We start from the raw sequence: 13,939 nt of genomic DNA on the forward strand, positions 1-13,939 counted from the left end.
AAGGGGGGAGGGGGAAGGGGGAAGGGGGCGACCGGGGGAGGGGCCCGGGTCAGGCGGTCGGCCCGGGAAGCGCCGCCAGGGCGGCCGTGGCCCGTCCGGTGATGTCCTCGGGGCTGCCCGACACGTCCACCACGACGCCCGCCTCGTCCTCCTGGAGCGGCTGGAGCGTGGCGAACTGGGAGTCGAGCAGCGCGGTCGGCATGAAGTGCCCCTGCCGGTGCGCCATCCGGTCCTCGATCAGCGCGCGATCGCCCGCGAGGTGCACGAACACCACCTCCGGCGCGGCCGCCCGCAGCCGGTCCCGGTAGGACCGCTTCAGCGCCGAGCAGCTGACCACCCCACCGAGCCCGGCCCGCCCCCGCGCCCAGGTGCCGATGGCGTCCAGCCAGGGCCACCGGTCCTCGTCGGTGAGCGGGGTGCCGGCCGACATCTTGGCGATGTTGGCCTGCGGGTGGAAGTCGTCGCCCTCGGCGTACGGAACGCCGAGCCGGGCCGCGAGCAGGGGACCGATGGTGGTCTTGCCGGTGCCCGCGACGCCCATGACCACGACGACATGGGGGGTACTCATCGCTGCCTCACTGTCTGCTGTCCTCGTCGACACGCGACGCCCGAAGACGCCGACGCAACTGAAACGCATACATACGACGAATTCAAGGCTCTGTGACAAATAAGTCTGACTATTTGATCGGGTGATCCACCCCGTACGCTGAGTGCATGACCACTCCGGGCCGGGGTCTGCACGGCCATGTACTGGACACCCTGGGCCCCGCGATCACCGCGGGCGAGTACCCGCCGGGCAGCGTCCTGCGCACCGACGAGCTCGCACAGCGCTTCGACGTCTCACGCTCCGTGATGCGCGAGGCGGTCCGCGTCCTGGAGTCCATGCACCTCGTCGAGTCCCGCCGCCGGGTGGGCGTGACGGTGCGCCCCAAGGCCGAGTGGAACGTCTACGACCCCCAGGTCATCCGCTGGCGGCTGGAGGGCGCCGACCGCCCGCACCAGCTGCGCTCGCTCACCGTCCTGCGCTCGGCGGTCGAACCGGTCGCGGCGGGACTGGCCGCCAAGCACGCCACGGCCGGGCAGTGCGCCGAGCTGACCGAGTGCGCGCTCGGCATGGTGGCCAACTCACGCGGCCACAAGCTGGAGGAGTACCTCGTCCACGACGTCGCCTTCCACCGGGTGATCCTCACCGCGTCCGGCAACGAGATGTTCGCCCGCCTCGGGGACGTCGTCGCCGAGGTCCTGGCCGGCCGTACCCATCACGAGGTGATGTTCGAGGACCCCGACCCGGCCGCCGTCACCCTGCACGTCCAGGTCGCCGAGGCGGTCCGCGCGGGCGACGCGGACCGCGCGGAGCGACTGACCCGGGAGATCACCGTCGGCGCCCTCCAGGAACTGGACATCCTGGCGCCCTGAACCGGGGCGCCTTACGGGGGAACCCCCGCGGACGGGCTCGGGTCCGTCCGTGGTGTCCCGCTGCCACGGCGGGAACGCCCCGGCCGCTACGCCGGGAACTCCCCGTCCACATACACCCACGCCCCGTCGACCCGCTCGAACCGGCTGCGCTCGCGCAGCGCGCCGCCCCGGTAGGAGGCGCGGAACTCCACGACCCCGGTGGTGTGGAACGCCGATCCGCCGACCGTGTCCAGGATCTCCAGCCCGGTCCACCGCGTCCCCGGATCCAGGTCGAGCCGCCCGGGCCGGGTCCGCGGGTGCCAGGTCCGCAGCAGATACGCCGTGTCGCCCTTCACGAAGGCGCTGTACCGCGACCGCATGAGCGCCTCGGCGGTGGGCGCGGCGGCCCCGGTGTGGAAGCGGCCGCAGCACTCCGCGTACGGCGCGGGCAGCCCGCACGGGCAGGAACGGGTGGTCATGGCCGCCATTGTGCTAGCCCCTGTCGTTCGGATCATCCCGGCGTCGGCCTAGACGGCCGTCCGCGTCCCGGCCCGGGGCAGCGGCGGCAGCGCCGTCCCGTGCACCCACGCCTCGAACAGTTCCTCCACCGGCTCCGTCGCGAACCGCGCGACATGGGCCGCGAAGGCCGACGTCGTCACCGCCCCGCCCCGGTGCAGGCTCGCCCAGCCGCGCAGCATGCGGAAGAACGCGTCGTCGCCCAGCGCGCAGCGCACCGCGTGCACGGCGAGCCCACCGCGCTCGTAGAGCCGGTCGTCGAACATCGACTTGCGGCCCGGGTCCGCGAGCCTCAGGTCCTGCGGCAGGGACGACAGCAACCGGTGCGCGGAGGCGGCGAGTTGCTGGGCACCGCGCCCGCCCGACCGCTCCGACCACAGCCACTCCGCGTACTTCGCGAGCCCCTCGTTCAGCCAGATGTGCCGCCAGTCGGCGATGGAGACACTGTTGCCGAACCACTGGTGGGCCAGCTCGTGCGCGACGAGCCGCTCCGAACCCCGCGCACCGTCCACGTGGTTGGCGCCGAACAGCGACAACCCCTGGGCCTCGACGGGGACATCGAGCTCCTCCTCGGTCACCACGACCGCGTACTCGTCGAACGGGTAGGGCCCGAACAGCTCCTGGAACAGTTCCATCATCGCGGGCTGCCGGGCGAAGTCCCGGGAGAAACGGGGCAGCAGATGCGCCGGGATGTGCCCGTGCTGCGGCACCCCGCCCGGCCCGGGGTCGCCCAGCAGCACCGTCTGGTACTTGCCGATCGCCAGCCCGACGAGATAGCTCGACGTCGGCGCGGACTGCTCGTACACCCAGGTCGTCGTCGAGGCCTTCGTGGCACGGGTCAGCAGCCGCCCGCCCGCCACCACCGCGTACGCCGACGGCGTGGTCACCGACAGCAGGTAGGACGCCTTGTCCGCCGGGCGGTCGTTGCACGGGTACCAGGACGGCGCCCCGACCGGCTGGCTCGCCACCAGCGCTCCGTCCGCCAGCTCCTCCCAGCCGATCCCGCCCCACGGGCTGTTGACCGGCCGGGGATTGCCCGACCAGTGCACCTCCACGGTGAACGCGGCGCCCGCCCGCACCGGCTTGGCCGGCCGCACCCGCAGCCGGCCGCCGCGGTGCGTGTAGTGCGGCTGCCGCCCGTCCACCCGGACCCGGCCGATCCTGAAGTCGGCCAGGTTCAGCTGGAACTCGGTGAGCGCGGCGTGCCCCGCGATGGCGTAGATCCGGGCCGTGCCGGACAGCCGGTTGGGCCCGGGGCGGTAGTCCAGCGCGAGTTCGTAGCGGTGCACCCGGTAGCGGGGATCGCCGTTGGCCGGGAAGTACGGGTCCGACCCCCCTGACTGCTGAACTGCCACTGCCGCGTCCGCTCCCTGCGCCGTGCCGCCACTCCCCGCCGGTGTGCCGCCCACCTGGTCCGAGTGGCCGGCGTTCACGGACGCCATGCCTCGATCGGGTTTCCGAGCCAACGGGTGTCGTCCGGAACGGACTCCGCGGCCATCACGAGCGACGCGGGACCCAGCGTCGTACGGGCCCCGATCGTGCTGCCGGGCAGCACGATCCCGCCAGGGCCCAGCGTGGCACCCTCACGGAGGACCACAGTATCCGTCCGCAAGATCCGGTCGTGGAAGAGGTGAGTCTGCAGCACGCAGCCCCGGTTGACCGTGGCCCCGTCCTCGAGCGTCACCAGGTCCGTCTCCGGCAGCCAGTAGCTCTCCACCCACACGCCCCGGCCGATGCGCGCCCCGAGCCCGCGCAGCCACGCCGTCATCAGCGGCGTCCCCGCCGCCCCGCCCGCCAGCCACGGCACGGCCACCACCTCGACGAACGTGTCCGCCAGCTCGTTGCGCCACACGAACGAACTCCACAGCGGATGCTCCCCACCGCGGTGCCGCCCCACGAGCAGCCACTTCGCCACGACGGACAGCACCGCCGCCGCGCCGCCCGCCGCGAGCAGCACCACCCCGGACAGCGGCGGCGCCCACGGCCCCAGCGCGCACAGCGCCGCCACCGTCAGCACCGCCAGCCCCGCCGAGCAGAACACCGGCACGATCCGGCACAGCTCCACCAGCCCACGCGCCCACAGCAGCCGCGCCGGCGGCTCGTACGTCCGGCTCCGGTCGCCGTCGGCCGCCGCCCGCGGCAGCCTGACCGGCGGCAGCCCCAGGTAGGAGCTGCCCTTCTTCGCCTTCTTCGGCGTCGCCGACAACACCCCGACCAGCCCGCCGTCCGGTACGGACCGCCCCGGCGCGGTCATCCCCGAGTTCCCGAGGAACGCCCGCCGCCCGATCTCCGCCCGCCCGATCCGCATCCAGCCACCGCCCAGCTCGTACGGCGCGGTCAGCGTGTCGTCGGCCAGGAACGCGCCCTCGCCGACCGTGGTCAGGCTCGGCAGCGCCAGCACGGTGGACACCTCGGCACCCCGCCCGATCCGCATCCCCAGCAGCCGCAGCCACACCGGCGTGACCAGCCCGGCGTACAGCGGGAACAGCGTCTCGCGCGAGCGGTCCATCAACTGCGTCACCGTCCAGGCCTGCCACCCCGACCGGCTGTGGGTGGGGTACGTCCCCTCCCGCAGCCCGAGGCTCAGCAGCCGCACGGCGGCCAGCAGCAGCATCGCGTACGCGAGCCCGTAGGCGAGAGTGGCCGGAACCAGCGCGAGCACGGCCCCGCGCACCGGCGCGTCCGGATCGACCAGCGCGTACGCCACGAGGAGCGCGGCCCCCGCCGACAGCACCGGCAGCAGCGTGAGCCCGGCACCGGAGACGCCGTACATCGCCCGCCAGACGAGGCCCCGCCCCGGCCGTTCCCGGGGCCAGGCGCGCTTGGCCTTGCCGAGCTTGACCGCGGGCGCGCCCGCCCAGCGCTGCCCGGTCGGGATCTGGCCGGTGACGGCCGAGCCGGGCGCCACCTCGGCCCGCTTGCCCACCCGGGCGCCGGGGAAGAGCACGCTGCGCGTGCCGACGACGGCGTGCGCGCCGACCTTGACCGGTCCGATCTCCAGCCGGTCCCCGTCCAGCCACCAGCCGGACAGGTCCACCTCGGACTCCACGGCCGCGCCCCGCCCCAGCTTGAGCATCCCGGTGACCGGCGGCAGCGCGTGCAGATCCACGTCCGGGCCGACCTTGGCGCCCAGCGCCCGCGCGTACCGCTCCAGCCACGAACCGGTCAGCGAGGTCGCCCCGCTGACCTCGGCCAGCCGCTCCGCCGCCCACAGCCGCAGATGCACCCCGCTCCCGCGCGGGTACCGCCCCGGCCGCACGCCCCGCAGCAGCAGCCGCGCCCCGCCCGCGCCGAGCGCGAGCCGCCCGGGCGGGCTGAAGAACAGCAGGGCCGCGGCGATCACCAGCCACCAGGGCGCGGTCGGCAGCCAGCCGTAGGCGGGCAGGACGTTGCCCAGCGCGGCCAGCACGACCGTCCAGCGCAGGCCGAGCAGTGTGAACAGGGGCAGCAGCACCAGGAGCTGCACGGCCTGCGCGCGCCTGGGCACGGGCTCGATCGTGCGCCGGGCACCGTCGTCCTGCGCCGACTCCTCCAGCCGCCGGGCCAGCTCGCGCAGGGTCGGCTGCTGGTAGACGTCCAGGACGGCCGCGCTCGGGTAGCGGGTGCGCAGCCGCGTGGTGAGCTGGGCGGCGGCCAGACTGCCGCCGCCGATCGCGAAGAAGTCGTCGCCGGCGCCGGTGACGGGGATGCCCAGCACCTCCGTCCACTGCTCGGCGAGCCACGCCTCGGTGCCGTACAGCTGGGCCGCGGGTGCCTCGACCCCTTCGAGGGGCCACGGCAGGGCGTTGCGGTCGACCTTGCCGGAGGTGCGCGTCGGCAGGTCGCCGACCGGCGCGAGCAGCGGCACGAGCGCGGCGGGCAGCTCGGCCCGCAGCCGCTCGACGGCCGCCGCCTGGTCCCAGCCGTCCTGGGTGACGACATAGCCGACGAGCAACTGGTTGCCACTGCGGGCGGTCCGCACGGCGGCGGCGGCGCCCGCGACACCCGGCAGCGCCTGGAGGGCGGCGTCGACCTCACCGAGTTCGATGCGCCGCCCGCCGAGCTTGATCTGCTCGTCGGCCCGCCCCAGGAACACCAGCCCCTCGGGCTCCGCCCGGACCAGGTCGCCACTGCGGTACGCCCGCTCCCAGCCCAGCGACTCGAGCGGCGCGTACTTCTCCGCGTCCTTCTCGGCGTCGAGGTACCGCGCGAGCCCCACGCCCCCGATCACCAGCTGTCCGCTGCCGCCCATCGGCACCGGCTCCCCGGCCTCGTCGACGACGGCCAGCTCCCAGCCCCGCAGCGGCAGCCCGATCCGGATCGGCTCCGCACCGTTCATCAGGGCGGCACACGCCACGACGGTCGCCTCGGTCGGCCCGTACGTGTTCCAGACCTCCCGCCCCTCGGTCACCAGCCGCTGCGCCAGCTCGGGCGGACACGCCTCCCCGCCGAAGATCAGCAGCCGTACGTCGTTGAGGGTCTCCGGCTCCCACAGGGCGGCCAGCGTCGGCACCGTCGAGACGACGGTGATCTCCTGCTCCACCAGCCAGGGCCCGAGGTCGGCACCGCTCCTGACCTGTGCGCGCGGCACCGGCACCAGACAGGCGCCGTACCGCCACGCCAGCCACATCTCCTCGCAGGAGGCGTCGAAGGCCACCGACAGGCCGGCCATCACCCGGTCGCCGGGCCCGATCGGCTCCTCGGTGAGGAACAGCGCGGCCTCCGCGTCCACGAAGGCGGCGGCGCTGCGGTGACTGACGGCGACGCCCTTGGGCCTGCCGGTGGAGCCGGAGGTGAAGATGATCCACGCGTCGTGCTCGACACCGGGCCGGGCGGCCGGGACCTCGCAGCGGCCGTGCACGGTCAGCTCGTGCCCCGCCCCGACGACGGCCCGCACCTCCGCCTCCCCGAACACCAGCTCGGCCCGCTCGTCGGGGTCCTCGGCGTCCACGGGCACATAGGCCGCCCCCGCGGCCAGCACGGCGAGGACGGCGACGTACAGCTCGTTGGTCCCGGACGGCACCCGGATCCCCACCCGGTCCCCGAGCCCGACCCCCGCGGCGGCCAGCCTCCGCCGCAGCCGCTCCACCTCCACGGCCAGCGCCCGGTAGGTCAGCGCGGTCGTGCCGTCGTCCAGGGCCGGCTCGTCCGGATACGAGCGCACGGACGCGTCGAAGACGTCGACGAGCGTGCGCGGGGCGGCGGCACGGCCACCGGAGAAGCGGGCGGTGTCGCCGAACGGTTCGCGGATGTCGTCGTCGAGCAGGCCGAGAGCGCCGCTCTCGTGTATGGCTGCCATCGGGTCCTCGCGTCTCGATCCCGGAAGCCTCCGGGGCGCTGGCGGGCCCGCAGGTCTGCCTGGGGTTGTCCGGCTCCAGCTCCGTAACAAGCCGGAAATTTTAGTACGACGCTAGGTTCGCGCCCTGGGAACGGCCAGCCGGAGGAGGCCGTTCGGGGGTGCCGGGAACGCGGAGAGGGCCCGTGACCTGGTGATCTTCAGGGCGGAGAGAGATGCCCCACACAACGAGCGAGGGCCGCGACCCGTGGTCGCGACCCTCGCTCATCTCAAGTGTCCGAGGGGGGACTTGAACCCCCACGCCCGATAAAGGGCACTAGCACCTCAAGCTAGCGCGTCTGCCATTCCGCCACCCGGACAAGGTGTCTGTCGTGCGGGGTTTCCCTCGCGGCGACGTCGTAAACATTACCAGGCTTTCGAGAGTGCCCCGATCACGGGTGGCGGGCCGGCCGGCGCGTCCGGCGTGAACGGCGTGTGACGGGCCGGGACCGGTCTTGGGCGGCGGCCCGGGGGAGAGGGAGGATGAGGGGGACCACCAGCGACCACCAGCAGTGACAGCGGGAGGAACCAGCGTGAGCGCGACGGACGACACGGCCAGGGGCGTCACCGGCGAGGACGAGGTCGTGGACCTCTGCCGCGAGCTGATCCGGATCGACACCAGCAACTACGGCGACCACTCGGGTCCGGGCGAGCGCAAGGCGGCCGAGTACGTCGCCGAGAAGCTCGCCGAGGTGGGGCTCGAGCCGCGGATCTTCGAATCGCACCCGGGGCGCGCCTCCACCGTGGCCCGCATCGAAGGCGAGGACCCGTCGCGGCCCGCGCTGCTCATCCACGGCCACACCGACGTCGTCCCGGCCAACGCGGTCGACTGGACCCACCACCCCTTCTCCGGCGAGGTCGCCGACGGCTGTGTGTGGGGCCGTGGCGCCGTCGACATGAAGGACATGGACGCGATGACCCTCGCGGTCGTCCGCGACCGGCTGCGCTCCGGGCGCAGGCCCCCGCGCGACATCGTGCTCGCGTTCCTCGCCGACGAGGAGGCGGGCGGCACCTACGGCGCCCGCTACCTGGTGGACCGGCATCCCGAGCTGTTCGAGGGCGTCACCGAGGCGATCAGCGAGGTGGGCGGCTTCTCCTTCACCGTCAGCGAGCAGCGCCGGCTCTACATGATCCAGACGGCCGAGAAGGGCATGCACTGGATGAAGCTGACCGTGGCCGGCACCGCCGGGCACGGCTCGATGATCCACCGGGACAACGCGATCACCGAGCTGTCCGAGGCCGTCGCCCGCCTCGGCCGGCACACCTTCCCCGTGCGCGTCACCAAGACGACCCGGGCCTTCCTCGACGAGCTGGGCGACGCGCTCGGCGTCGAACTGGACGCGGAGGACATGGAGGCGACCCTGGCCCGCCTCGGCGGCATCGCCAAGCTCATCGGCGCGACCCTGCGCAACACCGCCAACCCGACCCAGCTCGGCGCCGGCTACAAGGTCAACGTCATCCCGGGCGAGGCCACCGCGCACGTCGACGGGCGCTTCCTGCCGGGCCACGAGGAGGAGTTCCTCGCCGACCTCGACCGGATCCTCGGCCCGAAGGTGCGCCGCGAGGACGTGCACTCCGACAAGGCCCTGGAGACCTCCTTCGACGGGGCGCTGGTGGAGGCCATGCAGTCCGCGCTGCTCGCCGAGGACCCGACCGCCAAGGCGATCCCCTACATGCTCTCCGGCGGGACCGACGCCAAGTCCTTCGACGACCTCGGCATCCGCGGCTTCGGCTTCGCCCCGCTGAAGCTGCCGCCGGAGCTGGACTTCGCCGGGATGTTCCACGGCGTCGACGAGCGGGTGCCGGTGGACGGGCTGAAGTTCGGGGTCCGGGTGCTCGACCGCTTCATCGACGCGTCCTGATCCCCCGGCGGCGGCTCGGGCGGCTTCCTTAATCGTGCGCCTGTGCGGAAGTGACTGAGAAGAGTGAATGCGCCGATAAGCGCGTAGCCTCATTAATTCCCCCTCGTTACTGATGATGTGATCCGCTACTTGGGATCGCATTGCCAACAAGGAGGAATAATGATCAAGAAGGTCGTCGCTGTCGCGGCTGCCACTGGTGGGCTGGTTCTCGCGGGCGCGGGCCTGGCTGTCGCCGACGCGGGTGCCCAGAGTGCCGCCGTGTACTCCCCGGGTGTCGTGTCCGGCAACACGGTCCAGGTCCCGGTGCACGTCCCCGTGAACGCCTGCGGCAACACGATCTCGGTGATCGGGCTGCTGAACCCCGCCTTCGGCAACGTCTGCATCAACAAGTGACATCGACCCGCTGAGGGGTCGCCCACACCGTCGGCCCCGGAGCGCGCGCCATGCGCTCCGGGGCCGACCGGTCTTTTTCTCAACTCTTCATGTCGTCTTCGCGCGAAAGCCGAAGGAAAAGCCGAAGAAGTCGAAAGGCCCGAATTGCTCGCGCCACCGGAATGGCGCTCGCGATTTCGGGACGAGATCGAAAGCAGGGATTCAGCAATGCGTCAGGTCACCCGTAAAGGCCTTATGACCGTGATGGCGGCGACGGGGGTGATCGCCGCCGCCGGCGGCTACGCCCACGCCGACTCCGCAGCGAACGGGTCCGCCTCCCACTCCCCGGGCGTCGCGTCCGGCAACACGGTCCAGGCCCCGGTGCACGTGCCGGTCAACGTCTGCGGCAACACCGTCGACGTCGTCGGGATCCTCAACCCGGCGGCGGGCAACTCCTGCACCAACCAGAGCGGTGGCGGCGACAGCGCCGGGGGCTCCGGCGCGAACAGCGGCTCCGGGGGCGCACAGGCCGACGGTCACTCCTCCCACTCGCCCGGCGTCGCGTCCGGCAACCACGTCCAGGCGCCCGTCCACGTGCCGGTGAACGTCTGCGGCAACAGCGTCGACGTCGTCGGCGCCCTCAACCCGGCGGTGGGCAACTCCTGCACCAACCAGGGCGGTAACGGCGGCGACAGCGCCGGGGGCGGTTCCGGCACCGGGGGCTCCGGCGCGAACAGCGGCTCCGGGGGCGCACAGGCCGATGGTCACTCCTCCCACTCGCCCGGCGTCGCGTCCGGCAACCACGTCCAGGCGCCCGTCCACGTGCCGGTGAACGTCTGCGGCAACACCGTCGACGTCGTCGGGATCCTCAACCCGGCGGCGGGCAACTCCTGCACCAACCAGGGCGGTAACGGCGGCGACAGCGCCGGGGGCGGTTCCAGCACCGGCGGCTCTGGCGCGAACAGCGGCTCCGGGGGCGCACAGGCCGACGGTCACTCCTCCCACTCGCCCGGCGTCGCGTCCGGCAACACGGTCCAGGCGCCCGTCCACGTGCCGGTGAACGTCTGCGGCAACAGCGTCGACGTCGTCGGGATCCTCAACCCGGCGGTGGGCAACTCCTGCACCAACGACAGCGGTCCCGGCCAGAACCACGGCACCCCTCCCGGCGGTGAGCAGGAGAACCCGGGCGACCCCGGCAACCAGGGCCCGGGCAACCCCGGCAACCCCGGCGACCAGGGCCCGGGCGACCAGGGTCCGAGCAACCCCGGCGACCCCGGCAACCAGGGCCCCGGCGACCAGGGCCCGGACAGGCCGGGTGACTCCGGCCCGTCCGGCCCCGAGGGCGCGCCGTCCACGCCGGAGCGTATGACGCCGGCCGGGGCCTCCACCGACCACCGGCCCGCCGGCTCCTCCTCCTCGGCGCAGCTCGCGAACACCGGCAGCGAACTGCCGCTGGGTCTCACCCTGCCGGTCGGCGCGGGCGCGCTGCTCGCCGGCGCGGTGCTCTACCGCAAGGCGCGCGCCTCCATGTAACGGCACGTCCCGGCCCCGCAGACACGACGGAGCGGGCCCCGCCACAGCGGGGCCCGCTCCGTTTTCGTCATGGTCGCGTTCTTCGTCGCCTTGCGTCGTTTCCGTCGTTTCCGTCGTTCCGCGCTCACCACGTGGCCCGCACCTGACGGATGATCCGCCGGCGCAACCGCACCCTGCGGCTGCCGTCCCGCAGCAGGCTCAGACGGTGCAACTCCCAGTTTCCGTACTCGGCGTGGTCGGTCAGCAGACGCGTCGCCTCCTTGCGGGAGACCCCGCGCGGCACGTACACGTCGACAAATTCGTATTCCGGCATCGCATCTATTGTGCGGGCTGGGGCCCGGTACGGATAGCGTCTGCACTATGTCTGATGCTGCGCAGCCCACCGCTGCCGAGGTACGTGCCGCCGCCGAGGCGGTCAAGACCGCGCTCGACCGCCACCTGGCCGCGGTCGAACGCAGGACGGGCGAGGACGACCCGGCCGTCTACGAGGCCTTCAACCAGCTGGCCGCGGCCGCCGAGGCGTACGACGAGCTGCTCTACGACCGCTACGACGAGGTCACCCCCTTCGAGATCCCCGGCGGGGAGGACTCGTTGCCGCCGTACGCGGGCCCCGAGGAACCCAACGCGCTCAGCGTGCTCATCCGCCGCGACTACGCCGTGGTGGAGCCCCAGCGGCTGCTGGCGCAGGCCCAGCGGGTCGAGGCGGCGGAGTACGAGGCGGGCACGGACAGGCAGGCCTCCGGCACCGTCCACGGGGCGCTGGGCCTGTTGTTCGGCGAGTTCGAACCGGACGAGATCGCCTCCCGGCACAAGGAGTTCGGCCTGGAGGAGGGCGACTCCACGCTCTGGGTGCTGGCCGCCGACGAACCGGCCGAGCCGGGCGAGTGGCTGGAGGCGCCCTTCGAACCGCTCGACCCGCAGCGGGTGGTCTGCCGCTTCGACGTGAGCGCGGTCTTCGACGACGACCTCGACGAGGACGACGAGGACGACGACCTCGCGGACGTCGAGGTGGTCGGGCTGGAGGAGGACGAGGACCTGGAGCCGCTCGACGCCGATCGCTAGGTCTCCCGGCGACAGGGCCCACCGGGGCCAGGACGGCGGTGGTGCGGAAGGGGTGCGGGACCCCCTTCCGCACCACCGCCGCGGTGTTTTCCGGCGGTCAGCCCGCCGTCGGCACCTGGGCGCGCAGCAAGGGGGCGAGGCGGGTGGTGCGGGGCCGGGCCGGGACCTCGGCGACCGCTCTGGGCAGCGCCTGCTCGACGCCGTGCACCACCGACAGATGGCGCTCGGCCCGGCCGAAGGCCGTGTAGACCCAGGGACGGGAGAGCGCCTGCGCGGCGTCACCGGGCAGCACCACGACCGCCGCGGGCCAACGGCCGCCCACCGCCTGGTGCGCGGTCAGCGCCCACCCGTGCCGCACGGACTGCTCCACCCGCTCCCTCGGCACGACGACGGGGCCGCCGGCGCAGGACAGGTGCAGCCCGTCCGCGTCCGCCCCCACCACCCGGCCCGGCAGCGTACGGCCCGGCGCGGGGGAGTAGGCGACCAGGTCACCGGCGTCGAAGCCGCCGAAGCGGCCGGGGCCGGGATTGAGGCGCTCCTTCAGCGCGGCGTTCAGCGCGCGGGTGCCGGCCGCGCCGCCATGGCCCGGCGTGATCACCACCGTCTGCTCGACGGCGATGCCGAAGGCCCTCGGCACCGAGTCCGCGACGAGCTGCACGGTCCGGTGCACGGCCTCGCCCGCGTCCCGCACCGGCACGATCACGATCTCCTTGCCGGGCGCGTCCACCTGGTTCAGCTCCCCGGCACCGACCCCGGAGACCAGCTCGCCGAGCGGCCCCGGGTCGGGCGTCCGGGAGGCGATCTGCGGGCACACACGCGCGGCGAGCAGGTCCGCGAAGACCCGGCCGGGGCCCGCCGACCACAGCAGCGCCGGGTCGCCGCTCAGCACCAGCCGCGCCCCGTCCGGCAGCGACTCCACCACCATCGCGGCGGTCTCCACGTCGAGTTGGGGAGCGTCCAGGACGATCAGCAGGTCCAGGTCCAGCGCCCCGTCGGCGTCCCGGCCGGGCCCCTCGGCGCCGGCCAGCAGACCGGGGAGGGTGACGACGGCGCCGTCGGCGTCGTCCAGGAGGGCGGCGAACCGGCGCCGGCCGTCCGGCGTGTGGCAGGCCGCGACGGCGCGCAGGCCGGCGGCCCGGGCGGTGGTGAGCAGGGCCGCCGGTTCGGCGCGGGCGGCCTCGCCGCCGGTGTGCAGCACCAGGCCGTGCCCCGCGACCACGCGGACCAGCTCGGCGGCGCTGCCGGACGCGGTCGTCTCCCACGCCGGGGCGGCCTCCTTGGAGAGCGAGTTGACCAGGCGGGCCAGTCCGTCGGCGAGGCTCTCCTCCGCGAGCGCGTACCGCTCCAGACCGATCAGGACCCGGACCGGGCCTGCCTCTTCCGTGTCCTCGGCGCTCCCGGTGCTCTCGCTGTTCTGCGTGGCTCCGGCGGCGCCGGGCTCCTCCAGGGCGTCCTGGAAGGCGAGCGCCTCGCCCTCGGCGAGGGTGCTCTGCACCGCCGCGTCCGCGTCCGGCACACCGCGCTGGGCCAGCGCGGTCGTCAACGCCGGGAGGTCCAGGGCCGTGTGCCCGGCGACGGCGGCCTGCTCCAGCAGCCACACCGTCACCGCGCGGCCCCGCCGCTCGTCGTCCGGTGCGCACCGCGCGCCCAGCAGCGCCCGCGCGAAGCCGTCGGCCTGCTCGGGCCGCACGCCGGGAACGCGCAGCAACTGCCAGGGGTCCTCGGCCAGAAGATCCCCGGCGCCCTCCCCGAGGGCCGTGGCGACCTGCGGCGCCAGCGCCTCGGGGGCGCCGCCGCCGGCCAGCGCGCGGCGCACGGCCTCGACGGTGTGCGCGGCGGGCGCCGCCGGCGCGGCGGCAGCGGGCTCGGGCCGCGGCCGGGGGGG

11 protein-coding genes and 1 tRNA gene are annotated in these 13,939 nt (G+C 73.8%); 5 read left to right on the forward strand and 7 right to left on the reverse strand.

The window, feature by feature from the left end:
* Nucleotides 1-49 precede the first annotated feature (49 nt).
* On the reverse strand, nucleotides 50-568 hold the full coding sequence (locus ALMP_RS31510; RefSeq protein WP_264934621.1) for a gluconokinase: 519 nt from the start codon (nucleotides 566-568) through the stop codon (nucleotides 50-52).
* A 146-nt stretch (nucleotides 569-714) separates the two neighbouring features.
* Between ALMP_RS31510 and ALMP_RS31515 the strand changes: the two genes are divergently transcribed.
* On the forward strand, nucleotides 715-1,416 hold the full coding sequence (locus ALMP_RS31515) for a FadR/GntR family transcriptional regulator (protein WP_264934623.1): 702 nt from the start codon (nucleotides 715-717) through the stop codon (nucleotides 1,414-1,416).
* An 86-nt stretch (nucleotides 1,417-1,502) separates the two neighbouring features.
* On the opposite strand, the gene ALMP_RS31520 is transcribed toward ALMP_RS31515, so the two are convergent.
* The 4 genes from ALMP_RS31520 to ALMP_RS31535 all read right to left on the reverse strand — a co-directional run bounded on the left by ALMP_RS31520 (nucleotide 1,503) and on the right by ALMP_RS31535 (nucleotide 7,545).
* Nucleotides 1,503-1,874: a YchJ family protein gene (locus ALMP_RS31520; protein ID WP_264934625.1), complete on the reverse strand. Its 372-nt coding sequence runs from the start codon at nucleotides 1,872-1,874 to the stop codon at nucleotides 1,503-1,505.
* A 48-nt stretch (nucleotides 1,875-1,922) separates the two neighbouring features.
* The gene (locus ALMP_RS31525; protein WP_264934627.1) at nucleotides 1,923-3,266 is read right to left on the reverse strand and encodes a M1 family metallopeptidase; all 1,344 of its coding nucleotides are present in this window, start codon (nucleotides 3,264-3,266) and stop codon (nucleotides 1,923-1,925) included.
* A gap of 74 nt (nucleotides 3,267-3,340) precedes the next feature.
* On the reverse strand, nucleotides 3,341-7,189 hold the full coding sequence (locus ALMP_RS31530; protein WP_264934629.1) for a Pls/PosA family non-ribosomal peptide synthetase: 3,849 nt from the start codon (nucleotides 7,187-7,189) through the stop codon (nucleotides 3,341-3,343).
* A gap of 271 nt (nucleotides 7,190-7,460) precedes the next feature.
* A tRNA-Leu gene (locus tag ALMP_RS31535) sits at nucleotides 7,461-7,545 on the reverse strand.
* Between the two features lie 213 nt (nucleotides 7,546-7,758).
* On the opposite strand from ALMP_RS31535, the gene ALMP_RS31540 reads away from it, so the two are divergent.
* The 3 genes from ALMP_RS31540 (at nucleotide 7,759) to ALMP_RS44230 (ending at nucleotide 10,992) form a co-directional block, all read left to right on the forward strand.
* Nucleotides 7,759-9,087: a M20/M25/M40 family metallo-hydrolase gene (locus tag ALMP_RS31540; protein WP_264934631.1), complete on the forward strand. Its 1,329-nt coding sequence runs from the start codon at nucleotides 7,759-7,761 to the stop codon at nucleotides 9,085-9,087.
* A 159-nt stretch (nucleotides 9,088-9,246) separates the two neighbouring features.
* Nucleotides 9,247-9,480: a chaplin ChpH gene (gene chpH / locus ALMP_RS31545; RefSeq protein ID WP_264934633.1), complete on the forward strand. Its 234-nt coding sequence runs from the start codon at nucleotides 9,247-9,249 to the stop codon at nucleotides 9,478-9,480.
* A 207-nt stretch (nucleotides 9,481-9,687) separates the two neighbouring features.
* Complete coding sequence (locus tag ALMP_RS44230) at nucleotides 9,688-10,992, forward strand: chaplin (RefSeq protein ID WP_309299561.1); 1,305 nt, start codon at nucleotides 9,688-9,690, stop codon at nucleotides 10,990-10,992.
* 124 nt (nucleotides 10,993-11,116) lie between these two features.
* Here ALMP_RS44230 and ALMP_RS31570 read toward each other — a convergent pair whose 3' ends face one another.
* Nucleotides 11,117-11,305: a DUF5703 family protein gene (locus ALMP_RS31570; protein WP_189936891.1), complete on the reverse strand. Its 189-nt coding sequence runs from the start codon at nucleotides 11,303-11,305 to the stop codon at nucleotides 11,117-11,119.
* A 47-nt stretch (nucleotides 11,306-11,352) separates the two neighbouring features.
* Here ALMP_RS31570 and ALMP_RS31575 point away from each other — a divergent pair, with 47 nt between their 5' ends.
* Nucleotides 11,353-12,054, forward strand: coding sequence for a hypothetical protein (locus ALMP_RS31575; RefSeq protein ID WP_264934637.1), 702 nt, complete (start codon nucleotides 11,353-11,355; stop codon nucleotides 12,052-12,054).
* 97 nt (nucleotides 12,055-12,151) lie between these two features.
* Here the strand turns inward: ALMP_RS31575 and ALMP_RS31580 are convergent.
* The coding region (locus ALMP_RS31580) for an ATP-dependent RecD-like DNA helicase (protein ID WP_264934638.1) at nucleotides 12,152-13,939 on the reverse strand (1,788 nt) is incomplete at its 5' end.

It is taken from the genome of Streptomyces sp. A012304 (genome assembly GCF_026008495.1).
In the GTDB taxonomy this organism is placed as follows: Bacteria; Actinomycetota; Actinomycetes; order Streptomycetales; family Streptomycetaceae; genus Streptomyces.

Excerpts from the sequence above, each read along its gene's own strand:
- ALMP_RS31510 (WP_264934621.1), bottom strand. The coding sequence starts at position 568 with ATGAGTACCCCCCATGTCGTCGTGGTCATGGGCGTCGCGGGCACCGGC.
- ALMP_RS31515 (WP_264934623.1), top strand. The coding sequence starts at position 715 with ATGACCACTCCGGGCCGGGGTCTGCACGGCCATGTACTGGACACCCTG.
- ALMP_RS31520 (WP_264934625.1), bottom strand. The coding sequence starts at position 1,874 with ATGACCACCCGTTCCTGCCCGTGCGGGCTGCCCGCGCCGTACGCGGAG.
- ALMP_RS31530 (WP_264934629.1), bottom strand. The coding sequence starts at position 7,189 with ATGGCAGCCATACACGAGAGCGGCGCTCTCGGCCTGCTCGACGACGAC.
- chpH (WP_264934633.1), top strand. The coding sequence starts at position 9,247 with ATGATCAAGAAGGTCGTCGCTGTCGCGGCTGCCACTGGTGGGCTGGTT.
- ALMP_RS44230 (WP_309299561.1), top strand. The coding sequence starts at position 9,688 with ATGCGTCAGGTCACCCGTAAAGGCCTTATGACCGTGATGGCGGCGACG.
- ALMP_RS31570 (WP_189936891.1), bottom strand. The coding sequence starts at position 11,305 with ATGCCGGAATACGAATTTGTCGACGTGTACGTGCCGCGCGGGGTCTCC.
- ALMP_RS31575 (WP_264934637.1), top strand. The coding sequence starts at position 11,353 with ATGTCTGATGCTGCGCAGCCCACCGCTGCCGAGGTACGTGCCGCCGCC.